Here is a 26,706-nt window from a genome sequence, read left to right as displayed (position 1 = left end):
GCCCTGCCCCCCTCCGGGGGTCAGCGGAAGGCGTCGAGCCCGGTGAGTGCCTTGCCCAGCACGAGCTGGTGCATCTCGACGGTGCCCTCGTAGGTGAGGACCGACTCGAGGTTGGTCGCGTGCCGCATGACGGGGTATTCGAGGGAGATCCCGTTGGCGCCGAGGACGGTGCGCGCGGTCCGGCAGATCTCGATCGCCTCCCGCACGTTGTTGAGCTTGCCGAAGCTGACCTGCTCGGGACGCAGGCGGCCGGCGTCCATGCGCCGCCCCAGATGGTGGGCGAGCAGGATCCCCTTGTGCAGTTCGACCGCCATGTCGGCGAGCTTGGCCTGGGTGAGCTGGAACCCTCCGATGGGCCGCCCGAACTGCTCCCGCGTCCTGGAGTACTCGACAGCGGTCTCGAAGCACGACCGCGCCGCGCCCATCGCGCCCCAGACGATCCCGTAGCGCGCGTGGGACAGACAGCTGAGCGGACCACGCAGTCCGGTGACCTCGGGCAGCACGGCGTCGGCGGGCAACCGCACGTCGTCGAGCACGAGTTCGCTGGTCACACTGGCGCGCAGAGACCACTTGTGCTTGATCTCGGGGGCGGAGAAGCCGGGACTGCCCGCCGGGACGAGGAAGCCCCGGATCCCTTCCTCCGTCTGCGCCCACACGACGGCGACGCCGGCGACCGACCCGTTGGTGATCCACATCTTGCGCCCGTCGAGCACCCAGTCCGAGCCGTCCCGCTTGGCGTACGTCCGCATGCCCGCGGGGTCGGACCCGTGGTCGGGCTCGGTGAGGCCGAAGCACCCGATGACCTCACCGGCGGCCATGCGGGGCAGCCACTGCTGCTTCTGCTCCTCGGAGCCGAACCGGTGGACGGCGTACATGGCCAAGGACCCCTGGACGGAGACGAGCGACCGGATCCCGGAGTCGGCGGCTTCGAGTTCGAGGCACGCGAGCCCGTACTGCACGGCGCCGGCGCCCGCGCACCCGTACCCCTCCAGGGACATCCCGAGCGCGCCGATCCCGCCGAGCTCCCGGGCCAGCTCCCGGATGACCGGCAGCTCCCCGCGCTCGTACCACTCGGCGACGTACGGCAGCACCCGGTCCGCCGCCCAGCCGCGGACGGTGTCACGGATCGCGAGATCCTCCGGCTCCAGCAGGTCGTCGATCCCGAGCGGATCGGCGGGGTCGAAGGGGGGCAACTTCGAGGACGCGGACATACGACAGCCTCCGGCAGGAACCAAAAACTAGCACCGCTAACCAAAATATCCCGCCCGACGTTACGACCCCACACCCCCCACGTCCAGTACACCGCCCACAACGCCACCCACGAGCCGCCTGCGGCCTGGTGCGTGGGTGGGTGGCTCATGCCGAGACGCGGGACTCCGCGACTTCCCTGGGTGCGGGGAGCTCCACCCCCGCCGGAGGCGCCTCGCACTGCATGACGCGCGGCAACCGCAACGCCATCACCGCGCCCAGCAGCAACAACCCCGCGCTCACCAGCAGCGTGACGTGCAGACCGTGCACGAAGCTCTCCTTCGCGACCCGCCGCAGCGCCACCCCGGCCGGCCCGCCCAGCTGCCCGGCCACCTCGTAGGCCTCGCCCAGCGAATGCCCCGCGGCCGCCGACGCGGACCCCGGCACCCCGGGCACGGAGGACAGCCCAGGAGTGTACGCAGCGTTCATCACGCTCCCGAGGAGCGCGATCCCGATCCCCGCCCCCAACTGGTACGACGTCTCCCCGATCGCCGCCGCCCCGCCCGCCTGCTCCGGCGGGGCCTCGCTCAGCATCGACTCGTACGCCGCGAAGAGCGTCGTCTCCAGGCCGAACCCGAGCAGTACGAACCCGAAGAGCAGCAGTCCCGCGTTGTCCGACCCGCCCATCGCGGTCAGCACCAGCACCGCCAGCGCGGTGAGAACGAACCCCCCGCAGACCATCCGCCGCGGCCCGAACCCCCGCAGCAGCCGTGCCCCGGCCAGCCCCGCCGCCATCGCGGCGAAGGTCAGCGGCAGCAGTCGCAGGCCCGTCTCCAGCGGGGACAGACCCAGCACCAGCTGCAGGTACTGCGCCGCGATCAGTTCGAGACCGACCAGCGCCAGCATCGCCAGCACGATGCATCCCACCGACGTGCTGAACGCCGGCCGCGCGAACATCCCCAGGTCCACCAGGGGGTGCGCCCGCCGTCGCTGACGTCGTACGAAGAAGACGATCAGGACCGCGCCCACCGCCAGCGGCACCACGGTGAACGGACCCAGCTCCCCGCCGCCCAGCCGCTTCACGCCCAGCACGACGCCGAACAGCCCCGCCGCCGCCATCAGCGCGCCGACCACGTCCCAGGGCCCGTCTCCCGCGCCCCGCGACTCGGGCAGCAGCAGCCGTCCCACCGGGAGGCTGACCAGCATCAACGGAATGTTGACGAGGAAGACCGAGCCCCACCAGAAGTGTTCGAGGAGGAAACCGCCGAGCAGCGGGCCGATCGCGGCGCCCACCGCCGCCACCGCGCTCCAGATGCCTATCGCCAGCGCCCTCTCGCGCCGGTCCGGGAACACCTGCCGCAGGATCGACAGCGTCGCCGGCATGATCATCGCGCCGCCCACCCCGAGGAGCGCGCGCGCCACGATCAGCGTCTGCGCGCTCCCGGCGAACGCCGCCATCGCGGAGGCGACGCCGAACAGGGCGTAGCCGAGCAGCAGGACCCGTCTGCGCCCCACCTTGTCGCCGAGCGTGCCGAAGAGGATCAGCAGCGAGGCGCAGACCAGTGGATAGGTGTCGACGATCCAGAGCAGCTCGATGGCGCCGGGCCGCAGGTCCTCGGTGACGGCGGGCACCGCCACGTGCAGCACGGTCGCGTCGACGGCGACCAGCAACAGGCTGACGCACAGCACCACCAGGACGACCCAGCGGTTGGCACCGGCCCCGGCCGCCCTACGGCGCAGCCCAGCGGCGGCCGTGGTCGTCCCGGACATGAACGTACCTCCCAGGTGATCCCCCGGTTCGGCGGGCTCACGGGGTGGGGAAGCCCCGCGGCTCGGCCGGAGAGGAGCGGTGATCTCCGGCCCGCGCAGACGAACACGAGTGACACGCAGCGTACGCGAGTTCGCGCCGGGGCCACGTGGCGGACATCTCACCGTTCACGAGGACCCGTGTGGCGTGCGCCACTGTGTTGCCTCTGCGTACACCGTTGCCCGCCCTTCGTGCATCCGCGCGTACGCGGTCGAGTACACGGCGTCGCGCCTCGGCCCCCGAGAGCCCGCCGATCACCCTCGCCGGCCGCCGCGTCGATAATCGGGCCCGTGACCGATCTCGAGACGCGTGTGACGCTCCGCGGCTCCGCGCCCCTGCGCCGGGCGGCCCCCGCCCTCCTGGGGTACGCGGCCGTACGCGGCCTGGGCCTGCTCGTCCTCGCCGTGTGGAGCGCGGTCCGCGACAAGGACGCGTACACGCTGCTGACCGCCCGGTGGGACGCCCTCTGGTACACCAGGGTCGCCGAGCTGGGATACGGCTACGAGGTCCGTCTGCCGAACGGCGACGTCCATTCCAACCTCGCCTTCTTCCCGCTGCTGCCCTGGCTGGAGAGGCTCCTGCACGCGGTGACCCCGCTGTCGTACGCGGACGCCGGTTTCGTCGTGTCCCTGCTCGCCTCGCTCGCGGCGGCCTGGGGCGTCTTCGCGGTCGCCGACCACGTCCACGGACGCCGGGCCGGGGTGTGCGCGGTCCTGCTGTGGGCCGTCCTGCCCGTGGGGATCGTGCAGTCGATGGCGTACAGCGAGTCGCTGTTCACGGCACTGGCCGCCTGGTCGCTGTACGCGGTGCTCACCGGCCGGTGGGTGACCGCGGGCGCCCTGGCGTCGTTGTCCGGTCTCACCCGTCCCGTCGGGCTCGCGGTGGTCGCGGCGGTGTGGGCGGCCGGCGCGGCGTCCTTCCTCCGTGACCGCGGGGACGCGAGGGAGGTCTCGTTCGCGGGAACCCGCAGCGCAGCGCCCACGTCCGGCGCACACGCCCCCGAACACGCCCCGCGTCCGTCGGCGGGGACTCCGGACCGGCGCGAGGAGGGCGCCGCGAGGCCCGGCTTCGCGCCGCGCGCCCTCGGCATGCTTCTCGCGCCCCTCGGCGCCGCCGGATACGTTCTGTGGGTCGGCCACCGCACCGGCCGGGGCCCCCTCGGCTATCTCGACGTCCAGGCCGGCTGGCGCAACGGCTTCGACGGGGGCTTCACCTTCGCCCGCTTCGTCGCCGACAAGTTCACGTCGTTCCCGTCCGCCCTCGCCGGGCTCGGACTGATCGTCGGCGTCGCCCTGCTGCTCCGGCTGTACGTGGTCTGCGTACGCCGGGGTCAGCCGCTCCCGCTGCTGGTGTACGGGGGCGTGGTCCTCGCGCTCGCCCTGTGCGCGTCGAGCTACTTCGGCTCGAAGCCACGCCTGTTGATGCCGGCGTTCCCGCTCCTGCTGCCCCTCGCGGTGGCGCTGGCCCGGCTGCGGACCGGCAGGTCGGTCCTGGTGGTGGGGTGCGTGGCGGCGGCGTCGGCCGTGTACGGGGCGTGGTGGCTGAACGGCTCGGGTCCCCCCTGATCGAAGTCCGGCTTTTCAGTGAAGCCTTTCATCGGTTACCTAAAACCATCCCCTCGGATGATCAAAAGAATTGAAGGAAACGGTGTTCGACGCTTAGTGATTCCGCAGGGATAAACAGCGTTCTGAGAGCAATCCCACATCACATCGTCATCACAAACCAGCGGAATCGGCCGGGTCTCGAGCTCACTCGCTGTAACGTCGTTTAGGTGCGTACCGAACAAAACCTCACCCGTCTGGACCGGGTGTTCGCCAGGCTCGACCGTGAGCCGGAACGACCGGCCCACATCGATGTGCCGAAGATGAGCAGGCACCGGGTCGCCCTGTTGCTGGCGACCCTGGCCTTCTATCTGGCGATCGTGTGGCTCGTGGTGATCACCTCGTGGCTGGTCCGCCTCGACTGGCAGGTCATGTTCTTCCGGCCGTACCAGCAGTGGCCCGAGATCCACGCCTTCCTCGACTACTACGTGGTCCTCGGCCAGCGCGGCCCGACCGCCGTGATGGTCGCCGCCTGGCTCGGCTGGAGATCCTGGCGTCAGCACACCCTGCGCCCGCTGCTCACGCTGGGCGCCTCGCTGCTGCTGCTGAACATCACCGTCGGCGCCGCCAAGCTCGGCATGGGCCGGCTGGGACCGCACTACGCGACCACCATCGGCTCGAACGAAATGGGCCTGGGCGGCGATATATTCCCCAGCGGCCACACCGCCAACGCGGTGGTGACCTGGGGAATCCTGGCGTATCTGGCCTCCACGCCGCGGGCCCGCCGCTGGCTGTCCGCCGTGTCCGCCGTGGTCTCCCTCGGCGTCGGCCTCACCACCGTCTACCTCGGTACGCACTGGCTGAGCGACGTCGTGCTCGGCTGGGCCGCGGGTCTGCTGATCCTGCTGGCGCTGCCCTGGTGCGAACCGCTGATCGCCCGTGCCGAGGTCTCGATCTTCGCCCTGCGCGACCGCCTGCGCGAGCGTCGCAGCGGCACGGTCCCGGCTCCGGTCACCCCCGTCGCGGTGTCCGTGCCCCTCAAGCACCGCCCCGCGCCCCAGGACGAGCCCTCCACGGGCCGTGAGCCGGTTTCTCCGACCCGTTCGCCGCGCTCGCCCGTCTACCTGGCCCCGGGCCCGCACACGGCCCGCTCGGAGCGCACCCCGGTCACCCCGGCCGGCAGCCGCCGTCCACCGCACGCCGACCGCCTCCCGCGCGGCGCCGCGACCTCGGCGGCCCGCCCCGTCACCGGCGGCTGACCTCGGCGAACGCCGCCCCACGACGGCGGGACTCCGGTACGCACACCTTGGTCCCGCGCACGAAGGCCCCGGTTCCCCCTTCGGGAACCGGGGCCTTCGTCGTACCCCGTGCGCGCCGGCCCGGCCGCCTCAGCCCTTCCAGGCGCGCGCCACGCGCCCGTCCCGCACCTCGAAGTTCAGCCGCCCGAAGCGGTACTCCATGGTGACGATCGTCCCGGGCTCCAGCAGGCGCACCGTCGACCACCCCCGCTCGCGCGCGAGCCGCTCGGCCTGTGCGGCCTCGAGGCCGACGTACCCGTCCGGGTTGTCCTGGGGCTCCACTGGCGGAGTGCTGTTCGGTGCCATGCCGCCACGCTAGGCCGCGCGCCCGGCCCCGGGGAACCCCGTACGGCGGCCGCGGATCACTCCGGTCACACTTCTGTCACAGGATCACGACATGTGTTTAGGTCGCCGTTCCGCCATCCGTGCACAGCGGAACGTCACACGTACGGGCGGTTCCGCGCGCGTTCCACGCGTATTCGAACGCAATTCCCGGAGGTCGTTCCGACGCTCCGGATATCGCGTCGGAAAGCGCGTTCAGAACCACTCCCGGACCCTGCTGCATTTCCTTCCGTGCGGGGCCGGAAAAGCTGACGGCTCATAGGAAATACACGGCTCCCCCACACATCCTCCGTACGTCCTCCGGGGGGCGGGGACCCGGCCGGCCCGCGCGGCCCGGACCCCGGGGCCTGTGCAACCGTGGCGGCCCCAGCCGGTCGTCTCACCGGGTGGGGCCGCCGTGTCACGGAGGGGGAACGGCTCAGAGCGTGAGGCGCTGCCCGGGGACGATCAGGTCCGGGTCGCCGCCGATGACGGCCCGGTTCTCGGCGTAGACCCGCTGCCAGGTCATCCCATTCCGGGCCGCGATGGTGCTCAGCGTGTCGCCCTGGCGGACGGTGTAGTCACCGCGGGACGAGCCGCGCGAGGTCTGGCTCGCCGTGCGCTCCTGCGTCTGCGAGGAGCTCGACCTGGTGGAGCTCGACTCCGAGGAGCGCGACTTCGTGGACTTCGAGCTGTTCGACTTGTTCGAGTGGTTCCAGCTGTTCGAGGAACCGGACTTCGAGGAGGCGGACCCGGCCTCGCCCGACCCGGAGGACGAGCCCGCCCCCGGTGCGCTGCCGGACGCCCCGGCGCGCGCCGAGCAGGTCGGCCACGCGCCCCACCCCTGGGAGTTCTGCACCTTGGTGGCGACGGAGATCTGCTGTGCCTTGCTGGCCTTGTCGGCGGTGGACGCGTAGGCGGTGCCGCCGTACGCGCGCCAGGTACCGGCGGAGAACTGCAGCCCACCGTAGTAGCCGTTGCCGGTGTTGATGTGCCAGTTGCCGCCGCTCTCGCACTGGGCGATGCGGTCCCACACCCCGCTGTCGGCAGCCGCCGCGTCACCGGTGGCGGACAGCAGTCCGAGGGGGGCGAGAAGCACCGCCCCGGCGAGGACCGCCGTCTTGCGCGACGACTTGCGGGTGTAGTGATCGGCACATTCGGACATGTAGATCCCTCTCTACGTACCCGGGCTCCCCCTGACCGGGGCGCGTCGGCCGCGCAGGGACGCGGTCGTCGCGCTCCGCCCCGTCCGTCGGCGGTCGTGCTGCGCGGTCTGGCTCTGCGCGGCCGGCGGACGTACCCGAGCGGTGCTCGTTGCACACGGCGGAGCAATCTATGGACCTGACGCCCCGTTATCAACCAACCCCCCGTTCCCCCAGGCCAGTTGGCGGTTACCTTAGGTAGCGGCGAATTCCGGTCACCCGGTTCATTCGTTCATTTCCTGATTTGTCGACCGGAAGTCCGACCCGACTGTGAGCCAGTTCACCGGGCCAACCTCCGTGACCTGCCCGTTACTTGACATAAAGTGCCCGTCCGGGCACGCAGTGCGACCAAGCACGCAGAATGGTTCGATTCCGTTCGCCGTACAGCGTGACTCCCGCCACAGATCGCCCGTTGTCTTCTTCATGAGCCGGGGACCCACCCGGACCACGAGCCGGAGTCACCCGGCCTCGCACGCACCGCATCCGAGGGAGCCACCCGTGCCGCGCATGCTCGACGTCAGCGACGAGGTACGCGCCGAGATCGGCGACGAAGAAGCCGACCGGCTGCTCGCCGGAGACAACGCCCCGGGCAGTTACGACTGCACGTCCTGCCGCACCCCGGGCGACTCCGCGAACGAGCACACCAGCACCGTCCTGTTCATCGGGGACGAGACCGCCGTCCTCGCCTTCGCCCACGCCACCTGCCTGCCCTCCCAGGTCGTGCAGGTCACCGAGGAGCAGTTGCAGGGCGCGGTGCGCTCCATCAGCGGCGACACCGTCGACCTGGACCCCGACAAGGTCGTGCCCGAGCAGGCGGTGCTCGGCGTGACCAGCGGACTCGTCCTGATCGCCGGGGAGTTGCACCCGGCCCTGGTGGTCGAGCCGACCGCGCCCATCGTGCGGCCCGGCACGATCGGCGCGGGCGACGACTTCCTGCCGCTGCTCATCGAGCAGGGCTTCATGCCGCTGAGCGAGCTGACCGAGGTGCCGCCGGTGCAGCACGGCTGGTCCGTGCTCCTCGCGATGGGACAGCTGCACGCCGTGCTGCAGCCCTCGTCGAACGGCGGCCAGCCGGTCGCCTGGTGGCAGGCGCACCAGCCGCTGCAGGTGACGGAGGGTTGGCGAGCCGCGGCCAACAAGCACCAGCAGGTCCTGATGTTCGCGGCGCCGGTCGGCTCCATCGGGCGCCAGCCGCGGGAGGACCTCCTGCGGGACGCGCTGGACAAGGCCGCGGCGAACGGGCAGTTGGTCGGCGCGGCGATGCCCCTCGCGGGCACCTGAGCCCGCGTCGGACCGCGGGCCCGGGGCCCGGGGCCTGGGGCCGGAAGCCCGGGGGTCGGGGGTCAGAGCCCGGAGCCCGGGGGGCCGGAGCCCGGGGGTCGGGGTCGGGGGCTGGAGCCCGGGGGTCGGAACCCGGGCGCCTGGGGTCCCACGGCGCGGAGCAGCCGCCGGTGATCCGCGGCCCCGCTCCCTCCCCTGTGATCCACGACCCCGCGTCCGCCCCCGTGATCCGCGCCCGCGCGTCCGCCCCCGTGATCCGCGGCCCCGCGTCCACCCTCGTGATCCGCGACTTCGCGTCCGCCCCCGGGATCCGCGGTCCCACGCCCTCCCCCGCGTTCCGCGCCCGCGCGCCCTCCGCGGACGGCCGGTGTGCCGCATCCCTTCCCGTGCCGCGTCGTTTGGACATACGTGCACACCTACGACGTTCCCCGCCGCCCGCCCTACCCGTCGATCCCGTCCACACGACCGGCCGAGGACTCCCAGGGCGGCCCATCGGCCACGCCGATCTACGACGCGCTCTACTCCGAGTACGTCAAGACGTTCCGTTCGCTGCCGGGCGACCGCAGCGGCGAGGACGAACTGGGCTTCACCGCCTTCGGGAACATCCCGCACCACACGAGCTCGTACCCGGCGCCGCGCCCGGGGTCGTTCAGCAGCTCGTACAGCGCCTACAGCGCGGGGGCGCAGACCGCGCGGCACGGCATGGGACAGCAGTCCCAGTGGCAGCGCGTCGGGCAGATCGGCCAGCAGGCCACGCCCACGGCGGCGATGCACCACGTCCCCGCGGCGCTCCCGCCGGCCCCCCGCAGGGCCTTCTGAGCGACTCCGGACGCGGCTGGAGGGCGGCACCCACTTGGGGTGCCGCCCTCCAGCCGTGTCGTGTCACTTCTTCTTGTTGCCGCCGCGCTTCTCGCGCACCCGCACCGAGATGTGGATCGGCGTGCCGTCGAAGCCGAACTCCTCGCGCAGTCGGCGCTCGATGAAGCGCCGGTAGCCCGCCTCGATGAACCCGGAGGCGAAGAACACGAACCGCGGGGGCTTGGTGCCGGCCTGGGTGCCGAAGAGGATGCGCGGCTGCTTGCCGCCCCGGACCGGGTGCGGGTGGGCCGCGACCAGCTCGCCGAGGAAGGCGTTGAGGCGGCCCGTCGGGACACGGGTCTCCCAGCCGGCCAGGGCGGTCTCGATCGCCGGGACCAGCTTCTCCATGTGCCGCCCGGTGCGCGCCGAGACGTTGACCCGCGGCGCCCACGCCACCTGGGCGAACTCGGTCTCGATCTCCCGCTCCAGGTAGTAGCGGCGCTCCTCGTCGAGGGTGTCCCACTTGTTGTAGGCGATGACCAGTGCGCGCCCGGCGTCCACGGCCATCGTGACGATGCGCTGGTCCTGCACCGAGATCGACTCGGAGGCGTCGATCAGGATGACCGCCACCTCGGCCTTCTCCACGGCCGCCGCGGTACGCAGCGAGGCGTAGTAGTCGGCGCCCTGCTGGAGGTGGACGCGCTTGCGGATACCGGCCGTGTCGACGAACTTCCAGGTCACGCCGCCGAGTTCGATCAGCTCGTCGACCGGGTCACGGGTGGTGCCCGCCATCTCGTTGACGACGACGCGCTCTTCGTTCGCCACCTTGTTGAGCAGCGAGGACTTGCCGACGTTCGGGCGGCCGATGAGCGCGATGCGGCGCGGTCCGCCGACCGCGGCGCCGAAGCTCTGCTCGGGGGCCTCCGGCAGCGCCTCCAGGACCGCGTCCAGCATGTCGCCGGTGCCGCGGCCGTGCAGGGCGGAGACGGGGTGCGGCTCGCCGAGGCCGAGGGACCACAGGTACGCCGCGTCGGCCTCGCCGCTCTGGCCGTCGACCTTGTTGGCGGCGAGCACGACGGGCTTGCCGGCCTTGCGCAGCAGCCGGACGACCGCCTCGTCGGTGTCGGTCGCGCCGACCTTGGCGTCCACGACGAAGACGACGGCGTCGGCCGCCTCGATCGCGTACTCGGCCTGCGCGGCCACGGACGCGTCGATGCCGAGGACGTCCTGCTCCCAGCCGCCGGTGTCGACGACCTTGAAGCGGCGGCCCGCCCACTCGGCCTCGTAGGTCACGCGGTCGCGGGTGACGCCCGGCTTGTCCTCGACGACGGCCTCACGGCGGCCGATGATCCGGTTCACCAGGGTCGACTTGCCGACGTTCGGACGGCCGACGACGGCGAGCACGGGCAGCGGGCCGTGACCGGCGGCCTCGATCGCCCCCTCGACGTCCTCGATGTCGAAGCCCTCTACCGCGGCGAGCTCCATGAACTCCGCGTACTCGGCGTCGCCGAGCGCCCCGTGGTCGTGCTCGAAGGATCCCGAGCCGTCGGGCTGGATGTGGTCGTTCATGAAGTCCGTACCTCGTCGTTCATTCGTGGTGATCGGTGGAGCGCCCGTTTTGTTCAGGTTGATCCACTACTCGGTTATTCAGTGTCGCTCAGCGCCCGGTCAGGCGCCTGGCGTTTTCCAGGTGTGCGGCGAGCTGCTTCTGGATGCGTTCCGTGGCCTCGTCCAGCGCCTTGCGGGTGCGCCGTCCACTGCCGTCGCCGGCCTCGAAGGGGTCTCCGAAGACGACGTCGACGCGGGAGCGCAGCGGGGGCAGCGCCTTTATCAACCGTCCGCGCCGCTCCGTGCTTCCCAGCACGGCGACGGGGACGATCGGCGCTCCGCCGCGCACCGCGAAGTAGGCCAGCCCGGCGCGCAGGGCGGCGAAGTCGCCCTCGCCGCGGGTGCCCTCCGGGAAGATCCCGAGGACCCCGCCGTTGTCCAGCACGCCCAGCGCGCGGGTGATGGCCGTCCGGTCGGTGGTGTCCCGGTCGACCTTGAGCTGGCCGATACGGGTCAGGAAGGGGTCCAGCGGGCCGATGAACGCCTCCTTCTTGATCAGGAAGTGCGTCGGCCGCGGCGCCACGCCCATCACCATCGGGCCGTCGATGTTGTGGGAGTGGTTGATCGCGAAGATCAGCGGACCGGTCGCGGGCACCTTCCAGGCGCCCAGCACCCGTGGCTTCCACAGCCCGTACATCAGGCCGACGCCGATGCGCCGTCCGACCTCTGCGCCCTTCTCCGAGGGCGCGGGCGTCGCCGTCACCTCGCGGTCCGCTTCTCCTCGACGAGGGTGACGACGCACTCGATGACCTGGGTCAGCGTCAGCTCGGTGGTGTCCACCTCGACGGCGTCGTCCGCCTTGGCGAGCGGGGAGGTCTTGCGGGAGGAGTCGGCGGCGTCCCGCTTGATCAGCGCCTCCCGGGTGGCGTGGACGTCCGCGCCCTTCAGCTCGCCGCTGCGGCGGGCCGCGCGCGCCTCCGGGGAGGCGGTGAGGAAGATCTTCAGGTCGGCGTCGGGCAGCACGGTGGTGCCGATGTCCCGTCCCTCGACGACGATGCCCTTCTCCGCGGAGGCCGCCAGCGAGCGCTGCAGCTCGGTGATCCGGGCCCGCACCTCCGGAACCGCGCTGACCGCGCTGACCTTGGAGGTGACCTCCTGGGTGCGGATGGGAGCGGACACGTCGACACCGTCGACCGTGATGGTCGGGTGGGCCGGGTCGGTGCCGGAGACGATCTCCGGCTTGCCGGCGACGGCGGCGATCGCCGAGGGGTCCTCGATGTCGATCGCGTTGCTGACCATCCACCACGTGATCGCCCGGTACTGGGCGCCGGTGTCCAGGTAGCTCAGCCCGAGCTGGGCGGCCACGGCCTTGGACGTGCTCGACTTGCCCGTGCCGGAGGGGCCGTCTATGGCGACAATCACGGGCTGGGCGGCGCCGTTTTCCACGGGGGGACACCTTCCTGGTGCGAGGCGGTGGGTGTACGGGGGCGCGACTGTGCCCCGCACAAGGTTACCGGGCACAGGTCACTCGTCCGGCCGCGGCCGATTTGCGCCTCCGTCGGCCCGTCCGGCGTCCGAGGACGCGTCCCGTCCGGGCCCGCGGCGGGGGCCGGGGGCAGCGGGGGTCCGTGGTGCGCCCCCGGGTGACGGCCGCACCGGCAACACGCGTCCACGCCGCCGCGCCCCCGCGTCCCCGCCCCCCGGGACGTCTACTGCCGGATCGCCCAGCCCTTCTCGCGCAACGCCGCCGAGAGGACCGGCGCCGACTTGGGCTCGACCATCAGCTGGACCAGGCCCGCCTGCTGCCCCGTCGCGTGCTCGATGCGGACGTCCTCGACGTTGACGCCCGCCTGCCCCGCGTCGGCGAAGATGCGGGCCAGCTGCCCGGGCTGGTCGTCGATGAGCACGGCGACGACCTCGTAGGCCCGCGGAGCGGCCCCGTGCTTGCCGGGGACGCGGACCTGGCCCGCGTTGCCGCGGCGCAGCACGTCCTCGATGCCGCCGGCGCCCTCGCGCCGCTTGGCGTCGTCGGAGGACTGCAGCGCGCGCAACGCCTGCACCGTCTCCTCCAGGTCGGCGGCGACGTCGGTGAGCAGGTCGGCGACCGGCCCCGGGTTCGCGGAGAGGATGTCGATCCACATCCGGGGGTCGGAGGCGGCGATCCGGGTGACGTCCCGGATGCCCTGTCCGCACAGCCGTACGGCGGCCTCCTCGGCGTGCTCCAGGCGCGCCGCGACCATGCTGGAGACCAGGTGGGGCATGTGGGAGACGAGCGCCACCGCGCGGTCGTGGGCGTCCGCGTCCATGACCACCGGGACGGCCCGGCAGTGCGAGACCAGCTCCAGGGCGAGGTTCAGCACCTCGGTGTCGGTGTCCCGGGTCGGCGTGAGGACCCACGGCCGGCCCTCGAAGAGGTCGCCGGTCGCGGCCAGCGGACCCGACTTCTCGCGGCCCGACATGGGGTGCGTGCCGATGTACGCCGACAGGTCCAGGCCGAGCGCCTGCAGCTCGCGGCGCGGTCCGCCCTTGACGCTGGCCACGTCGAGGTAGCCGCGGGCCACCCCCCGGCGCATCGCGTCGGCGAGCACGCCGGCCACGTGTGCGGGCGGGGCGGCGATGATCGCGAGGTCCACCGGGCCCTCGGGCTGCTCGTCGGAGCCCGCGCCCAGCGCAGCCGCCGTACGGGCCTGCTCGGGGTCGTGGTCGGCGAGGTGGACGGTGACGCCCCGCTGGGCGAGGGCGAGCGCGGCGGACGTGCCGATCAGCCCGGTGCCGACGACGAGTGCGGTCCTCACTGGGCGATGTCCTTGCGCAGTCCGGCCGCGGCGCCGAGGTAGACGTGGTTGATGTCGGCGCGCGGCCGGTCGGACTCGATGTGCGCGAGGATGCGGACGACCCGCGGCATGGCGCCCTCGATGTCGAGTTCCTGGGCGCAGATCAGCGGCACGTCGACGATGCCGAGCTTGCGGGCCGCGGCCGCCGGGAAGTCGCTGTGCAGGTCGGGCGTGGCCGTGAACCAGATGCTGATCAGGTCGTCGACGCTGAGCGAGTTGCGCTCCAGGACGGCGGTGAGCAGAGCCCCCACCTGCTCGTCCATGTGGCCGGCCTCGTCCCGCTCGAGTTGGACGGCTCCCCGGACCGCTCGTACCGCCACGGCGCTGCTCCTCGCTGAAGTGCTGACGTGCTGCTGAGTGCTGCTGTGCTGCTGTGCTGACGTGCTGACGTGCTGCTGAATGCCGATGTACCGGCCTACGGCTCTTGACTCATCCAGCCTAGTCATGCCGTGCCGGTCCGGTGCGCGCCGCCCGCGTGCCGAGACGACAACGCCCCCGCACGCCCTTTACGGCGGGTGCGGCCTGCGCTCTGATGACACTCTGACGGCAGGACACCCGCATCGGGGAAGGCCCGACATGAAGCGTCCAGGACCCCTGCTCACCCTTCTCGCGGGACTGGTGTTCGGCCTGTTCCTGCTGACGCTCAACGCGACGACGGAGACGCGCACCGCGTCGTCCTCGTACGAGAAGCGGCCGCCCAGTCCGGCCCCCGCCCGGAGCACGGTCTCCCCCACGCCCGCGCCCACCCCCTCCCGCGGCCGGGCGGCCGACGCCGACTACGCCGGCCGCACCGACGACGACGCGGCGGCGGTCGCCGTCTCCGTCCGCGACGGCAGGGCGATCGCCTACTACTGCGACGGCCGCACCCAGGAGTCCTGGCTCAAGGGCGACGTGAAGGACGACGGCACGCTGCGGCTCACCGGCGAGCACGGCGCGAAGCTGGAGGGCACGCTGCGGGACGGCCGGAGGATCGACGGCACGGTCGACGTCGGGGGGCGCCACGCCTTCACCGTGGACCGGGCGAGGAAGCCGTCTGGGCTGTGGCGGGCGACGGCCACCGTGCGCTCCGCGAGGATCGACGGCGGCTGGATCGTCCTGAAGGACGGCGGTCAGGTCGGCATCGTCACCCGCGACGGCGAGCCCTCCCCCGCTCCCCGCATCGACCCGCGGACCGGCACGGTGACGGTCGACGGCGAGCGGCTCACGGCCCGCCCCGCCACCCCCTGACCCCTTCGAGCAGGGAGCCACCATGACCATCGACCCGAACGCCGCCACCCAGGGCTTCCCCGCGCCCGAGCCCGCGGGACGCGGCCCGCACCCGGCCCGCTATCTGGTCCCGGCGCTCGTCGCCGCCGCGGTGGCGCTCGCCCTGGGCGTGTACGGCAAGGTCCACGACCCGGCCGGGACGGCCTTCAACCTGGCCGGCTTCAGCAGCACGGGCGCGGTGAAGTCCTGGCTGGCGTCGGCCGCGATGTTCTTCGCCCTGGTGCAGCTGGTCTCGGCGCTGATGCTGTACGGGAGGCTGCCCGGCCCGGCCTGGTCGGGCAGACTGCACCGCTGGTCCGGCCGCGCGGCCTTCTTGATCGCGGTCCCGGTTGCCGTGCACTGTCTGTACGCGCTTGGCTGGCAGACGTACGAAACACGCGTGATGTGGCACTCCGTCCTGGGTTGCTTCTTCTTCGGCGCTTTCAGTGCCAAGATGCTGCTGCTCCGCTGGGAGCGCCTGCCGGGCTGGCTGCTGCCGATCGTCGGCGGACTCGTCTTCGCCGCGCTGACGGTGATCTGGCTGACCTCGGCCCTCTGGTTCTTCCGCACCTTCGGAGTGACGACATGACCCTCCCCGCGACACGACGCACGGTTCTCCTGGCGACGGGCGGCGCGGCAGCGGCGCTCACGGCGGGGTGCAGCACCTACGGCGACGACAACGCGTCGTCCTCGTCCGAGAAGTCGTCGGCCGCCGCCGGCCAGGAACTGGCGAAGACGACCGACATCCCCGTGGGCGGCGGCAAGATCTTCGCCGACGAGAAGGTGGTCGTGACCCAGCCGGCGAAGGACGACTTCAAGGCGTTCTCCGCGGTCTGCACGCACCAGGGCTGCACGGTCGCCGGCATCGCCGACGGCATCATCCACTGCCCCTGCCACAAGAGCGAGTTCCGCATCGCCGACGGCTCGGTGGCCGGCGGGCCGGCGCCCAGTCCGCTGCCCGCGCAGCAGATCACGGTCACGGGCGGCACGATCAAGCTGGCCTGAGCCACCGGCCCACCGGCGGCTCACTGGTCCCAGAGCGCCCCGAGCGTCACCAGTTCCCCCTGGTACTCGATCCGGTCCGCCCATGCCGTCGGCCAGGCGTCGGCGCCGGCGTAGGCGCCGGCGAAGGCCCCGGCCAGACAGGCGATGGAGTCGGAGTCCCCGGACGAACAGGCGGCCCGGCGCAGCGCGGTCACCGGCTCGTCGGGGAAGAGCAGGAAGCACAGCAGGCCGGCTGCCATGGCCTCCTCGGCGATCCACCCCTCCCCGGCGTCCAGACAGGGGTCGGTCTCGGGCGACGGGCGGCGCAGCGTCTCCTGCAGTCGCTCCAGCACGCCCAGGCACTCGTCCCAGCCGCGCGCGATGAAGTGCTCCGCGCTGGGGTCCTGGCTGCGGGTCCACAGGTCGCCGAGCCAGCGGTGGTGATAGCGGGTGCGGTTGTCGAGGGCGTACGAGCGCAGCAGCCCCACCAGGGCGGCCGGGTCGGCGCCCTGGGCGAGCAGCCGTACGGCGTGGGCCGTGAGGTCGGAGGCGGCGAGCGCGGTGGGGTGACCATGGGTGAGGGCGGACTGGAGCTGGGCCGCCCCGGCCCGCTGCTCGTCACTGAGGCCGGGGACGAGGCCGACGGGGGCGACGCGCATGTTGGCGCCGCAGCCCTTGGAGCCGATCCGACTGGCGTCCTGCCACAGGCGTTCGTCGTCCTCGAGGAGGTCGCAGGCGGTCAGGCAGGTCCGGCCCGGGGCCCGGTTGTTGTCCGGCGACCGGTACCAGTCCACGAACTCCTCGCGCAGCGGCCGCTCCAGCGACGCCGGCACGAGCAGCCCGCGGTCCATGGCGGTCCGCAGGGCGCGCCCCACCGCGAGGGTCATCTGCGTGTCGTCCGAGACGAAGGCGCGCGCGGGCAGTTCCATCTCCCGCCACGGCCCGCACTTGGCGAGGATCGACGGGACGTCGTTGAACTCGGTGGGGAAGCCGAGCGCGTCGCCCAGGGCGAGGCCCAGCAGGGAGCCGGTGGCGCGCTTCCTGACGGTGGTCGAGGTGGTCATGCGGGGCGTCCTTCCCGGGGCGGTCGCAGCAGGGGCGGGTGGAGTGCGGTGGCGGTGCCCGCGCGGTAGAGGGCGGCGGGCTTGCCGCGTCCGCCGGTCAGACGTGCGGCGCCGGGCACGGGCTCGACGAAGCCCGGGGTGGCGAGCACCTTGCGCCGGAAGTTGGGACGGTCGAGGACGGTCCCCCACACCGTCTCGTAGACCTGCTGCAGCTCGCCGAGGGTGAACTCGGGCGGGCAGAAGGCGGTCGCGAGGCAGGTGTACTCGAGCTTGGCGCCGACCCGGTCGTGGGCGTCGGCCAGGATCCGGTCGTGGTCGAAGGCGAGCGGCTCGACGTCGTCGTACGGCTGCCAGCGCGCCTGGGCCGCGTCGCCGCCGCCGGTGGGCTCGGGGGCGTCGGGCAGCAGGGCGGCGAAGGCCACGGACACGACCCGCATCCGGGGGTCGCGGCCGGGCTCGCTGTAGGTGCGCACCTGCTCCAGGTGCAGCCCGGAGACGTCCTTCAGGCCGGTCTCCTCGGCGAGTTCCCGCCGAGCGGCGGTCTCCGCGGACTCGTCCGGGAGCACGAAGCCGCCGGGCAGCGCCCAGTGTCCGGCGTACGGCTCCTGACCGCGCTCGACGAGCAGGACGTGCAGGACGCCCGCGCGCAGCGTCAGGACGGCGAGGTCGACGGTGACCGCGAAGGGCTCGTAGGCGTGCTTGTCGTAGCCGTGCGGGCCGGACACCATGACGAACACCCCCTAGTAATAGTCACTACGACTATAAAAGGGGGTGCCGTACCGCACAAGGCTTTAGAGGTCGACTTCCTTCATCAGCATGCCGACCTCGGTGTTGGACAGCCGGCGCAGCCAGCCCGACTTCTGGTCGCCCAGGGTGATCGGCCCGAAGGCGACGCGCACCAGCTTGTCCACCGGGAACCCGGCCTCCGCCAGCATCCGGCGCACGATGTGCTTGCGGCCCTCGTGCAGGGTCACCTCGACCAGGTAGTTCTTGCCGGTCTGCTCGACGACCCGGAAGTGGTCCGCCTTCGCGTACCCGTCGTCCAGCTGGATGCCGTCCTTGAGCTTCTTGCCCAGGTCGCGCGGGATCGGGCCCACGATGTGCGCGAGGTAGACCTTCTTCACGCCGTACTTGGGGTGCGTCAGCCGGTGCGCGAGCTCGCCGTGGTTGGTGAGCAGGATGACGCCCTCGGTCTCGGTGTCGAGCCGGCCCACGTGGAACAGCCGCGTCTCGCGGTTGGTCACGTAGTCGCCGAGGCACTGACGGCCCTCGTTGTCCTCCATCGTGGAGACGACGCCGGCCGGCTTGTTCAGCGAGAAGAACTGGTACGACTGGGTCGCGACGGTCAGGCCGTCGACCTTGACCTCGTCCTTCTCCGGGTCGACCCGCTTGCCCTGCTCCAGGACGATCTCGCCGTTGACCTCGACCCGCGCCTGCTCGATCAGCTCCTCGCAGGCCCGCCGCGAACCGTAGCCCGCGCGCGCGAGGATCTTCTGCAGCCGCTCGCCCTCCTGCTCGGCGCCCGGGAAGGTCTTGGGCAGCTTGACGTCCTTCTTGGCCGCGTACCGCTCGCGGTTGCGCTCCTCGGCGCGGGCCTCGTACTCGCGCGAGGTCGCCGGGACCGAACGGCCGCGCCCGGTGCCCTGCCCCTGCTTGGGGCCGCCCTTGGCGCCGCCGCGTGCGGAGGCGCCCCGCCCGGACTTGGGGCCTTCATGGGTGCCGCCCGGGCCCACGTCGTAGCGGCGCTCCTCGGGGCGGGGCTTCTTCGGCCGGCCGCCCTGCTTGTCGTCACGGGCGTTACCGGCGCCGCGGTAGTTACCGCGCCCACCGCTGCTCCCGCCGCGGCCGCCGCTGTTGCCACCACGGCTCCCGCCGTTGTTTCCGCTGCTGTTCCTGCCGCTGCTGCTTCGCATCAAATTTCCGTCTTGTCGTCTGCGTCCTCGGAATCCGGAGCGTCCGGATCGAACGACGGCACCGCCTCCTGGGTCTCGGCCTCGATCGCCTCCGCCTCCGGGAGGAAGGGCGCGAGTTCCGGGAGCTCGTCCAGGCCGCGCAGGCCCATCCGCTCCAGAAAGTAGTTCGTCGTCACGTACAGGATCGCACCTGTTTCGGGTTCCGCGCCCGCCTCCTCCACCAGACCGCGCTGGAGCAGGGTGCGCATGACACCGTCGCAGTTCACTCCGCGCACCGCGGAGACCCTGCTGCGGCTGACCGGCTGACGGTAGGCGACGACCGCCAGGGTCTCCAGCGCCGCCTGGGTGAGCCGGGCCTGCTGCCCGTCCAGGACGAAGCCCTCCACGGCCGCCGCGTACTCGGGCCGGGTGTAGAAGCGCCAGCCGCCCGCGACGAGCCTGAGCTCGAAACCGCGCCCCTGCACGGTGTACTCGTCGGCCAGCTCGCGCAGCGCGTCGGCGATCTGGCGCCGGGGCCGCTGCAGGATCTTCGCGAGATGCTCCTCGGTCGCGGGTTCGTCGACGACCATCAGGACGGCCTCCAGGGCCGGCTTGAGGTCCAGTGCGGCGACGGTCTCCTCGCTCACTTCCGCGTCTCCTTCTCGGGCTCCTCGGGCGGCCGGTCGAACTCGTCGGTGACCGTCGGCTGCGCGTTCCCGTCCCCGCCGGTCCAGCGCACCAGCAGCTCGCCCAGCGCGGTCTCCTGGTCGAGGGCGACGGCCTTCTCCCGGTACAGCTCCAGCAGCGCGAGGAAGCGGGCGACGACGGTGAGGGTGTCGTCGGTGTCCTCGACCAGCGTCCGGAAGCTGGCCTCGCCGAGCTCCCGCAGCCGGGCGACGACGATCCCGGCCTGCTCCTGCACGCTCACCAGCGGCGCGTGGATGTGGTCGACGTACACCTGCGGCTTGGCCCTGGGCTGCATCGCTTTGACCGCGAGCTTCGCGAACCCCTCCGCGCCGATGCTGATGACCACCTCGGGCAGCAGCTCGGCGTGGTGCGGTTCGAGTCCGACGGTGCGGGGGTAGCGGCGGCCCTCGCTCTCCAGCCGGTGCGTGAAGATGTCGGCGACCTGCTTGTAGGCCCGGTACTGCAGCAGACGGGCGAAGAGCAGGTCCCGGGCCTCCAGCAGGGCCAGGTCGGCCTCGTCCTCGACCTCCGCGGCGGGCAGCAGCCGGGCCGCCTTCAGATCGAGCAGCGTGGCGGCCACGACCAGGAACTCCGTCGTCTGGTCGAGGTCCCAGTCCGGCCCCATGGCCCGGATGTGCGCCATGAACTCGTCGGTGACCTTCGACAGCGCGACCTCGGTGACGTCCATCTTGTGCTTGGAGATCAGCTGCAGCAGCAGGTCGAAGGGTCCCTCGAAGTTGGCGAGCCGCACCTTGAAGACGCCGTCGGACGGTTCCTGCGCCACGGCGACCGGATCCGGAGCGACGGCTTCGGCCATGACGGGCTCCGGAACCGCGGCTTCCGCGGGAACCGGCCCGGGAGCGTCGGCCCCCACGACGGCCGACTCCATGGCTGCCGACTCCGCCGCGACCGGATCCGCGGCAACCGGATCCGCCGTCGGCGGTTCACCTGCGGGCGGTTCCGTGAGAGCAGGTTCGGCAACGGGCGGTTCCGGTGCGGCCCGGTCCGCCACCGGCGGTTCGACCGCGGGCGGATCCGTGACGGCAGGTACGGCGAGCGCCGACTCCGGGACGGCCGGTCCGGTCGTGGCAGGCTCGGTCGCGGCCGGCTCCGGTGCTGCCGGCTCCGTGACCGTCCCGTCCGGTGCTGCCGGTTGCGCGACCGACGGTTCCGGGGCGGCCGCCCCGGACTCCGGCTCGACGGGTACCCGCGCCGTTCCCGGACCCCGCCCCAGCGCACGCCTGCGACCGGCTGCGCCGCCGGAGGCAGATGCGGGTACGTCGTTCGAGGTCATGACCCCCGCAGGCTACCGCTACCGCCCGCGCAGCCGTCGTACGAGGATGCTGGCGTCCCCGCGGCTCTCCAGGTCGGCGAGGACCACGGCGACCGCCTCGCGGACGATGCGCCCCCGGTCCACGGCCAGCCCGTGCTCGCCGCGGAGCACCAGACGGGCGTGCTCCAGGTCCATGAGCTCCTCGGCGGAGACATAGACGGTGATCTTCTCGTCGTGGCGTTCGCGCCCGCTGGGCCGACGAGCGGCGGCTCGCCCGCGCTTGCGGGGCTGGCCGTCGTCGGCGGCGCCTGCGGCAGAACCTTCCTGCGCGCCCTGCCGCCGCTCCGGACGCTCCCCGGCGGCGCCCCTGGTGCGGGACTCCCCGGCGTCGCCCTGGCCGGCGTCGGCCGCCGCATGCTCGGCGCCGTCGCCGTCGCCGCCCTGCGCGGGCACCGCCTGCGGCGCGTCCTCCGCGCCGCCGGCCGCCACCCCGTCGCTCTCGCCGGCCGGCGCCGGCACCCGGGCCTCGCCGTTGGCGGGGCGCCGGGGCGCGGACGGCTGGAGCGCCATTCCCCCTGTCGTACGGAAGAGTTCGTCGGCCCCCGGCAGACTCACTCGGCGTGACACCGGGCGAGCACCTCCCTGGCGAGCTGACGGTAGGCGGCGGCGCCGACGGAGTTGGAGGCGTACGTGGTGATCGGCTCACCGGCGACCGTGGTCTCCGGGAAGCGGACCGTGCGCCCGATGACCGTGTGGTAGACGTGGTCGTCGAACGCCTCGACGACACGCGCGAGCACCTCACGGCTGTGCACGGTGCGCGAGTCGTACATGGTCGCGAGGATGCCGTCGAGCTCCAGCTCCGGGTTGAGCCGCTCCTGGACCTTCTCGATGGTCTCGGTCAGCAGCGCCACACCCCTGAGGGCGAAGAACTCGCACTCGAGCGGCACTATCACCTTGTGGGCCGCCGTCAGGGCGTTCACGGTGAGCAGGCCGAGCGAGGGCTGGCAGTCGATGACGATGTAGTCGTAGTCGTCCAGGAGCGGCTTGAGGGCACGCTGGAGCGTGGACTCGCGCGCGACCTCGGAGACCAGCTGCACCTCGGCGGCCGACAGGTCGATGTTGCTGGGCAGCAGGTCCATGTTGGGGACCGCGGTCTTCAGGAGCACCTCGTCCGCCGCCATGCCCCGCTCCATGAGCAGGTTGTAGACGGTGAGGTCGAGCTCCATCGGATTGACGCCGAGACCGACCGACAGCGCGCCCTGCGGATCGAAGTCGACGAGCAGCACGCGCCGGCCGTACTCCGCGAGCGCGGCACCCAGGTTGATGGTCGACGTCGTCTTGCCGACGCCGCCCTTCTGGTTGCACATCGCGATGATCGTCGCGGGGCCGTGCTGGGTCAGCGGGCCCGGGATCGGGAAGTACGGCAGCGGGCGTCCGGTCGGTCCGACGCGCTCACGGCGCTGTCGGGCCGCGTCGGGCGCGAGCGTGGCCGCGTACTCCGGATCCGGCTCGTACTCGGCATCGGGGTCGTAGAAGTGCCCGTCGGGCAGTTCGTCGTAGTCGGCGAAGTGGTTGTGGGGCGCGCCACTTCCGTCGCCGGCCATGGCGTTCACGTGATGGCCATCCATGCTCTGGTGTGCTGACAGAGCCATATGGGGGCTGCTCTGGCTCTGGTGGGCTGCGAAGGTTCGGACAGCGACGGAGCCGACAGCCTCGAGCCCCGCGGAACCCGGGTCCCGCGTAGGCATTCCTGGTTGACCACCCCCGGGAGCAAATGTCGACTCATTCACAAGTCGTCTTACCTCCTTGGTGACCAGGAAACTTCTAGACAAGGTCAGCGTGGCACCATGCCGACAGTCGGCGACTCTATGGCGTGTCGGGCGTCCGCAGCAACACAATCCGCCGGACCCGGCCCGATGTGTCGGCAATGAAACATCCCTCTGTCAAGGGCGTACGGCCGTCGCACGGCAGGTTTCACCGGTGTGCGAATCGGTCGAAGAGTTACGTTCGAGGCGAGTTGGCCGAGAGCCGCAAAGTGACCATACACACATCCGGCCGGACCTTGTCGGGCAAGGTCCGGCCAGGTGGACGCCGTTGACGCGCCTTGTTGACGTATCGCCTTTACGAAAAGGTGACTTAGCCTCCCGGCTCAGCCGAGCAGCGACTCGAGCTCCACGTGCTCCAGCCCGTGCGCCTCCGCGACCTCGCGGTAAACGACCTTGCCGTCATGGGCGTTGAGACCCTTTGCCAGTGCCGGATCGCGGCGCAGCGCCTCGACCCAGCCCTTGTCGGCGAGTTCGACGATGTAGGGCAGCGTGGCGTTGGTGAGCGCGTAGGTGGAGGTGTTCGGGACCGCGCCGGGCATGTTGGCGACGCAGTAGAAGACCGACTCGTGGACCGGGAAGGTCGGCTCGGCGTGAGTGGTCGGCCGGGAGTCCTCGAAGCAGCCGCCCTGGTCGATGGCGATGTCGACAAGGACACTTCCGGGCTTCATCCGGGACACGAGCTCGTTGGTGACCAGCTTCGGGGCCTTGGCGCCCGGGATGAGGACGGCGCCGATGACGAGGTCCGCCTCCAGGCAGGCCTTCTCCAGCTCGAAGGCGTTGGAGACGACGGTCTGGATCTTCGTACCGAAGACCTTGTCGGCTTCCTTGAGCTTGTTGATGTCCCTGTCGAGCAGGGTCACGTGGAAGCCCATGCCGATGGCGATCTGCGCCGCGTTCCAGCCGGAGACGCCGCCGCCGATGACGACCGCCTTGGCGGCCAGCACGCCCGGGACGCCGCCGGGCAGCACACCGCGGCCGCCGTTGGCGCGCATCAGGTGGTAGGCGCCGACCTGGGGGGCCAGCCGGCCCGCGACCTCGGACATCGGGGCGAGCAGCGGCAGCGCGCGGCTCGGCAGCTCGACGGTCTCGTATGCGATCGCGGTGGTTCCGGACTGGACGAGCGCGTCCGTGCACTCCTTGGAGGCGGCCAGGTGCAGGTAGGTGAAGAGCGTCTGGTCCTTGCGCAGGCGGTGGTACTCCTCGGCGATGGGCTCCTTGACCTTCAGCAGCAGGTCGGCCGTCGCCCACACCTCGTCGGCGGTCTCCAGGATGTGCGCGCCGGCGGCCACGTACTCCTCGTCCGTGATGGACGAGCCGACGCCGGCGCCTCGTTCGACGACGACCTGGTGGCCGTGGCGCACCAGCTCGTGCACACCGGCGGGGGTGATGGCCACCCGGAACTCGTTGTTCTTGACCTCGCGGGGGATGCCGACCTTCACGTCGATCACGGTCCTTGGCTCAGAGGGTGTGGGGGTACAGCGAAGACATTCCCGGAGGTATAGGGCGCACCGGGATGTACCGCAGGAGAACGCGCGGCAGAGCCAGTCTAATGAAGGTGTTCCCGCTGTCTAGCCTTTCATTGCATCAATCTTCAGCGGATGCACTGCGGATTTCGCAGGTGTTAGCGGTATGTTCCGGCCGCTCGGGCTCTGCAGGGCCGTCCGCGAGCTCCTCTCCCAGGATGCGCTCGGCCGCGCCCCGGTGCAGGCGGGCCGCCTCCGGGTCGCCCAGCCGCTCCAGGGTGTCGGCCAGCCTCAGCTGCACCGCGGCCTGCAGACGCGCGTCCTCGGCGCGCCCGGCCCACATCACCGCCTCCTGGCAGGTGCGCAGCGACTCCTCGGGGCGGCCCGCGTACTCCTGGACCCGGGCCAGCTCGCTCAACGCCCGTGCGTGCGCGCCGACATCGCCGTTCTTGCGGTGTCCGGCCGCAGCGGCGCGCCAGGCCCGCTGCGCCTCCCCGTAGCGGCCGGCGTAGGTGTGCGCGGCCCCGATGCGGCCGTAGAGCCGGGCGGCGTCCGCGCGCTCGTCGCGGCCCAGCCGCTGGGCGAGGGCCCGGCCGAACCAGTCGGCGGCCCGCTCGTAGTCCCCGAGCTCCAGATGGGCGCCGCCTACGGATTCCATCGCGCGGCCGATCGCGTACGGGTCGTTCGCCGCGCGTCCGGCGTCCAGAGCCGCCCGGTAGCGCACCAGCGCCTCGGCCGTGCGGCCCGTCCTGGCGTCGACGTCGGCCAGGTTCAGCAGCGCGGCGGCCTTCTCGCGGGGCAGTCTCCGGCGCTCGGCCACGTCGAGGACGAGCTGGTGGACGCCGTACAGGTCGGCGGCGGCCGCCTGGGTGCCGAGATGCGCGACCATCGCCCTGACCAGCTGGGACATCAGCCGGCGGGCGAGGGTGTCCAGCTCCCCGTCGGCTACCGCGAGGCGGGCCGAGGCGAGCAGGGCGGGACGGCGCGCGTGCAGCCACTCGGCGGCGGCGCTCGGGGTGGGGAAGCGCAGGGCGCGGGGCGTGCCCTGGAGCTTCTCGCGGGCCTGGGGGTTGTCGGTCTCGGTGACGGCCCGGCAGGACTGCAGCAGCCGTACCGTGCGCTCCAGCATGCGGGCCCGGGCCAGCTGGAGCTCGGCCGGGCGGTCGTGGGTCTCGGCGGCGGCGCGCAGCAGGGGATGCAGGCAGCCGGGGACCTCGTACTCGGGCAGCGGGGATTCCACGGCGCGCAGCAGTCCGAGGGAGGTGAGGTCGTCCAGGGTGGTGCGGGCGGTGCCCACCGAGCAGCCGGCCAGCGCGGAGGCGGTGTGCGGGTCCGCGAGGCCGGCGGGGGCGAGGCACAGCAGTCGCAGCATCCGGGCGGCGGGGGCGGGCAGCGCGGCGTGCACCAGCGAGAACATCCGGCTGAGCGGGGAGCCCTCGTCGACCTCGGCGTTGAGCTGCTTGGCGAGGTCGGCGACGGCGGCCTGGGGGCGGGCGGCGAGCCATCCGCCGGCCAGGGTCAGCGCGGCGGGCTGGCCCTGACAGGCCTCCACGAGGCTCTCGGCCGAGCGCGGGTCGACGGTGACGCGGACCGAGCCGGTGTACCGGGTCAGCAGTTCGAGGGCGGACTTGGTGTCCAGCCCGCCCAGGGTGCAGGGACGGACGTCCGCGATGCCGGTGAGGGGCCCGGACGAGACCGCGACGAGCAGGCACTGGGGGGTGTCCGGAAGCAGCGCGTCGACCTGTTCGGCGCCGGCCGCGTCGTCGAGCAGGAGGACCGCCCGCCGCTCCGCGAGGGCCGCGCGCAGGATGGCCGACAGGTCGTCCTCGTCGGCGCCGGCCGGGGCCGGCACGTCCAGGGCGGCGAGCAGTTCACGCGCCGCGCGCTCGACCGGCGCCGGTGTGCCGTCGGGCTCGGCGAGACGGGCGCGCAGCACCCCGTCCGGATAGCGGCCGGCGATCTGCCGGACGAGTTCCTCGGCGAGCGCCGTGCGCCCGGAGCCGGGCCGGCCGGCGATGAGCAGCACGCGCGCGCGGGGTGCTTTCCGCCCGGAGATGGTGTCCAGCCCCGCGCGCTCGATGTCGGCGCGCAGTTCCTTCAACTCCCGGGTGCGGCCCAGGAAATGGCCCTCTGTCGCAGCGTGTCCGGACAGCTGCGCGCCGCCTGTGTCCACTGCCTGATCCGTCACGGGCCACACTCCCGTCCCACCGCACACGCAAGCCCGCCGGGACTCCGGATCGGGTGATTCCAGAGCCTAGTTCACGCTCTGCGACGTTCCGGGAGGAGCACGGCGGGGCGGCCCGGAGGTCCCCCGATCGGATCAGCCGATCGTCACACCGCGAGTGGTCCGGAAGGGGTACGCGATCGGCCGGATCCGGACGGCGACGGGTCTTGGCAAGGCCGGATCCGGACGGCGACGGCTCCGGACGGCGACGGCTCCGGGCGAGGGCGGGT

At 72.2% G+C, this 26,706-nt stretch carries 25 protein-coding genes; 7 read left to right on the top strand and 18 right to left on the bottom strand.

The window, feature by feature from the left end; translation table 11 throughout:
* Positions 1 to 20 precede the first annotated feature (20 nt).
* Together ACZ7DE_RS17690 and ACZ7DE_RS17685 are read right to left on the bottom strand one after the other, a co-directional pair.
* Entirely contained in the window at positions 21 to 1,211 is a 1,191-nt protein-coding gene (locus tag ACZ7DE_RS17690; RefSeq protein ID WP_470762144.1) for an acyl-CoA dehydrogenase family protein, read from the bottom strand.
* 145 nt (positions 1,212 to 1,356) lie between these two features.
* A complete protein-coding gene (locus tag ACZ7DE_RS17685; RefSeq protein WP_470762140.1) occupies positions 1,357 to 2,958 on the bottom strand; it encodes an MFS transporter in 1,602 nt (533 codons plus the stop codon).
* Positions 2,959 to 3,285: 327 nt separating this feature from the next.
* On the opposite strand from ACZ7DE_RS17685, the gene ACZ7DE_RS17680 reads away from it, so the two are divergent.
* Together ACZ7DE_RS17680 and ACZ7DE_RS17675 are read left to right on the top strand one after the other, a co-directional pair.
* Entirely contained in the window at positions 3,286 to 4,560 is a 1,275-nt protein-coding gene (locus tag ACZ7DE_RS17680; RefSeq protein WP_470762138.1) for a mannosyltransferase family protein, read from the top strand.
* 206 nt (positions 4,561 to 4,766) lie between these two features.
* Entirely contained in the window at positions 4,767 to 5,795 is a 1,029-nt protein-coding gene (locus ACZ7DE_RS17675) for a phosphatase PAP2 family protein (RefSeq protein WP_470762136.1), read from the top strand.
* A gap of 129 nt (positions 5,796 to 5,924) precedes the next feature.
* On the opposite strand, the gene ACZ7DE_RS17670 is transcribed toward ACZ7DE_RS17675, so the two are convergent.
* Both ACZ7DE_RS17670 and ACZ7DE_RS17665 read right to left on the bottom strand, forming a co-directional pair.
* Complete coding sequence (locus ACZ7DE_RS17670) at positions 5,925 to 6,140, bottom strand: I78 family peptidase inhibitor (RefSeq protein ID WP_470762134.1); 216 nt, start codon at positions 6,138 to 6,140, stop codon at positions 5,925 to 5,927.
* Between the two features lie 454 nt (positions 6,141 to 6,594).
* Positions 6,595 to 7,320: a LysM peptidoglycan-binding domain-containing protein gene (locus tag ACZ7DE_RS17665; RefSeq protein WP_470762133.1), complete on the bottom strand. Its 726-nt coding sequence runs from the start codon at positions 7,318 to 7,320 to the stop codon at positions 6,595 to 6,597.
* A gap of 535 nt (positions 7,321 to 7,855) precedes the next feature.
* On the opposite strand from ACZ7DE_RS17665, the gene ACZ7DE_RS17660 reads away from it, so the two are divergent.
* Both ACZ7DE_RS17660 and ACZ7DE_RS17655 read left to right on the top strand, forming a co-directional pair.
* Positions 7,856 to 8,638 carry a hypothetical protein gene (locus tag ACZ7DE_RS17660; protein WP_470762130.1) on the top strand — a complete coding sequence of 261 codons (783 nt, stop codon included), beginning with the start codon at positions 7,856 to 7,858 and terminating at the stop codon, positions 8,636 to 8,638.
* Between the two features lie 408 nt (positions 8,639 to 9,046).
* Positions 9,047 to 9,457 carry a hypothetical protein gene (locus ACZ7DE_RS17655; RefSeq protein ID WP_470762128.1) on the top strand — a complete coding sequence of 137 codons (411 nt, stop codon included), beginning with the start codon at positions 9,047 to 9,049 and terminating at the stop codon, positions 9,455 to 9,457.
* Positions 9,458 to 9,520: 63 nt separating this feature from the next.
* Here ACZ7DE_RS17655 and der read toward each other — a convergent pair whose 3' ends face one another.
* The 5 genes from der to aroH all read right to left on the bottom strand — a co-directional run bounded on the left by der (position 9,521) and on the right by aroH (position 14,138).
* Positions 9,521 to 11,005 (bottom strand): ribosome biogenesis GTPase Der, encoded by a 1,485-nt coding sequence (gene der / locus ACZ7DE_RS17650; RefSeq protein ID WP_470762125.1) that lies wholly within the window; start codon positions 11,003 to 11,005, stop codon positions 9,521 to 9,523.
* An 88-nt stretch (positions 11,006 to 11,093) separates the two neighbouring features.
* Positions 11,094 to 11,786 carry a lysophospholipid acyltransferase family protein gene (locus ACZ7DE_RS17645; RefSeq protein WP_470762121.1) on the bottom strand — a complete coding sequence of 231 codons (693 nt, stop codon included), beginning with the start codon at positions 11,784 to 11,786 and terminating at the stop codon, positions 11,094 to 11,096.
* Positions 11,744 to 12,430, bottom strand: coding sequence for a (d)CMP kinase (cmk, locus tag ACZ7DE_RS17640; RefSeq protein ID WP_470762119.1), 687 nt, complete (start codon positions 12,428 to 12,430; stop codon positions 11,744 to 11,746). The genes ACZ7DE_RS17645 and cmk overlap by 43 nt, the downstream gene beginning before the upstream one ends.
* A gap of 263 nt (positions 12,431 to 12,693) precedes the next feature.
* Positions 12,694 to 13,779 carry a prephenate dehydrogenase gene (locus ACZ7DE_RS17635; protein WP_470762117.1) on the bottom strand — a complete coding sequence of 362 codons (1,086 nt, stop codon included), beginning with the start codon at positions 13,777 to 13,779 and terminating at the stop codon, positions 12,694 to 12,696.
* A complete protein-coding gene (gene aroH / locus ACZ7DE_RS17630; protein ID WP_470762115.1) occupies positions 13,776 to 14,138 on the bottom strand; it encodes a chorismate mutase in 363 nt (120 codons plus the stop codon). The genes ACZ7DE_RS17635 and aroH overlap by 4 nt, the downstream gene beginning before the upstream one ends.
* A 256-nt stretch (positions 14,139 to 14,394) precedes the next feature.
* Here aroH and ACZ7DE_RS17625 point away from each other — a divergent pair, with 256 nt between their 5' ends.
* The 3 genes from ACZ7DE_RS17625 to ACZ7DE_RS17615 are packed head-to-tail and all read left to right on the top strand — an operon-like array spanning position 14,395 to position 16,068.
* The gene (locus ACZ7DE_RS17625; RefSeq protein ID WP_470762113.1) at positions 14,395 to 15,045 is read left to right on the top strand and encodes a hypothetical protein; all 651 of its coding nucleotides are present in this window, start codon (positions 14,395 to 14,397) and stop codon (positions 15,043 to 15,045) included.
* Between the two features lie 22 nt (positions 15,046 to 15,067).
* Positions 15,068 to 15,652: a DUF6529 family protein gene (locus ACZ7DE_RS17620; RefSeq protein WP_470762111.1), complete on the top strand. Its 585-nt coding sequence runs from the start codon at positions 15,068 to 15,070 to the stop codon at positions 15,650 to 15,652.
* Complete coding sequence (locus ACZ7DE_RS17615; RefSeq protein WP_470762109.1) at positions 15,649 to 16,068, top strand: Rieske (2Fe-2S) protein; 420 nt, start codon at positions 15,649 to 15,651, stop codon at positions 16,066 to 16,068. Before ACZ7DE_RS17620 ends, ACZ7DE_RS17615 begins: the two co-directional genes overlap by 4 nt.
* 20 nt (positions 16,069 to 16,088) lie before the next feature.
* Here ACZ7DE_RS17615 and ACZ7DE_RS17610 read toward each other — a convergent pair whose 3' ends face one another.
* The 9 genes from ACZ7DE_RS17610 to ACZ7DE_RS17570 form a co-directional block, all read right to left on the bottom strand.
* Positions 16,089 to 17,111 (bottom strand): ADP-ribosylglycohydrolase family protein, encoded by a 1,023-nt coding sequence (locus tag ACZ7DE_RS17610; RefSeq protein ID WP_470762108.1) that lies wholly within the window; start codon positions 17,109 to 17,111, stop codon positions 16,089 to 16,091.
* Positions 17,108 to 17,839: an NUDIX hydrolase gene (locus ACZ7DE_RS17605; protein WP_470762814.1), complete on the bottom strand. Its 732-nt coding sequence runs from the start codon at positions 17,837 to 17,839 to the stop codon at positions 17,108 to 17,110. Before ACZ7DE_RS17605 ends, ACZ7DE_RS17610 begins: the two co-directional genes overlap by 4 nt.
* A 63-nt stretch (positions 17,840 to 17,902) precedes the next feature.
* Positions 17,903 to 19,024, bottom strand: a complete 1,122-nt coding sequence (locus ACZ7DE_RS17600) for a pseudouridine synthase (protein WP_470762106.1) — start codon at positions 19,022 to 19,024, stop codon at positions 17,903 to 17,905.
* Positions 19,024 to 19,593, bottom strand: coding sequence for an SMC-Scp complex subunit ScpB (scpB, locus tag ACZ7DE_RS17595; protein WP_470762812.1), 570 nt, complete (start codon positions 19,591 to 19,593; stop codon positions 19,024 to 19,026). Before scpB ends, ACZ7DE_RS17600 begins: the two co-directional genes overlap by 1 nt.
* Before the next feature lie 53 nt (positions 19,594 to 19,646).
* Positions 19,647 to 20,984 (bottom strand): segregation and condensation protein A, encoded by a 1,338-nt coding sequence (locus ACZ7DE_RS17590; RefSeq protein WP_470762104.1) that lies wholly within the window; start codon positions 20,982 to 20,984, stop codon positions 19,647 to 19,649.
* Positions 20,985 to 21,002: 18 nt separating this feature from the next.
* Entirely contained in the window at positions 21,003 to 21,590 is a 588-nt protein-coding gene (locus ACZ7DE_RS17585; protein ID WP_470762103.1) for a hypothetical protein, read from the bottom strand.
* Positions 21,575 to 22,711 (bottom strand): ParA family protein, encoded by a 1,137-nt coding sequence (locus ACZ7DE_RS17580; RefSeq protein WP_470762100.1) that lies wholly within the window; start codon positions 22,709 to 22,711, stop codon positions 21,575 to 21,577. Before ACZ7DE_RS17580 ends, ACZ7DE_RS17585 begins: the two co-directional genes overlap by 16 nt.
* Positions 22,712 to 23,112: 401 nt before the next feature.
* The gene (gene ald, locus ACZ7DE_RS17575; RefSeq protein WP_470762098.1) at positions 23,113 to 24,237 is read right to left on the bottom strand and encodes an alanine dehydrogenase; all 1,125 of its coding nucleotides are present in this window, start codon (positions 24,235 to 24,237) and stop codon (positions 23,113 to 23,115) included.
* A 136-nt stretch (positions 24,238 to 24,373) separates the two neighbouring features.
* Positions 24,374 to 26,440 (bottom strand): tetratricopeptide repeat protein, encoded by a 2,067-nt coding sequence (locus ACZ7DE_RS17570; RefSeq protein WP_470762096.1) that lies wholly within the window; start codon positions 26,438 to 26,440, stop codon positions 24,374 to 24,376.
* Positions 26,441 to 26,706: the final 266 nt, after the last annotated feature.

This window comes from Streptomyces sp. NPDC037083, from assembly GCF_055606485.1.
Note: the sequence above shows the minus strand (reverse complement) of the source record. Positions and strands in the feature narration are given on the sequence as shown.

Bases quoted from the DNA above. Each gene is read 5' to 3' on its own strand.
- ACZ7DE_RS17690 (WP_470762144.1), bottom strand. From the start codon at position 1,211: ATGTCCGCGTCCTCGAAGTTGCCCCCCTTCGACCCCGCCGATCCGCTC.
- ACZ7DE_RS17685 (WP_470762140.1), bottom strand. From the start codon at position 2,958: ATGTCCGGGACGACCACGGCCGCCGCTGGGCTGCGCCGTAGGGCGGCC.
- ACZ7DE_RS17670 (WP_470762134.1), bottom strand. From the start codon at position 6,140: ATGGCACCGAACAGCACTCCGCCAGTGGAGCCCCAGGACAACCCGGAC.
- ACZ7DE_RS17665 (WP_470762133.1), bottom strand. From the start codon at position 7,320: ATGTCCGAATGTGCCGATCACTACACCCGCAAGTCGTCGCGCAAGACG.
- der (WP_470762125.1), bottom strand. From the start codon at position 11,005: ATGAACGACCACATCCAGCCCGACGGCTCGGGATCCTTCGAGCACGAC.
- ACZ7DE_RS17625 (WP_470762113.1), top strand. From the start codon at position 14,395: ATGAAGCGTCCAGGACCCCTGCTCACCCTTCTCGCGGGACTGGTGTTC.
- ACZ7DE_RS17620 (WP_470762111.1), top strand. From the start codon at position 15,068: ATGACCATCGACCCGAACGCCGCCACCCAGGGCTTCCCCGCGCCCGAG.
- ACZ7DE_RS17615 (WP_470762109.1), top strand. From the start codon at position 15,649: ATGACCCTCCCCGCGACACGACGCACGGTTCTCCTGGCGACGGGCGGC.
- ACZ7DE_RS17610 (WP_470762108.1), bottom strand. From the start codon at position 17,111: ATGACCACCTCGACCACCGTCAGGAAGCGCGCCACCGGCTCCCTGCTG.
- ACZ7DE_RS17605 (WP_470762814.1), bottom strand. From the start codon at position 17,839: ATGGTGTCCGGCCCGCACGGCTACGACAAGCACGCCTACGAGCCCTTC.
- ACZ7DE_RS17600 (WP_470762106.1), bottom strand. From the start codon at position 19,024: ATGCGAAGCAGCAGCGGCAGGAACAGCAGCGGAAACAACGGCGGGAGC.
- scpB (WP_470762812.1), bottom strand. From the start codon at position 19,593: ATGGTCGTCGACGAACCCGCGACCGAGGAGCATCTCGCGAAGATCCTG.
- ACZ7DE_RS17590 (WP_470762104.1), bottom strand. From the start codon at position 20,984: ATGACCTCGAACGACGTACCCGCATCTGCCTCCGGCGGCGCAGCCGGT.
- ACZ7DE_RS17580 (WP_470762100.1), bottom strand. From the start codon at position 22,711: ATGCCTACGCGGGACCCGGGTTCCGCGGGGCTCGAGGCTGTCGGCTCC.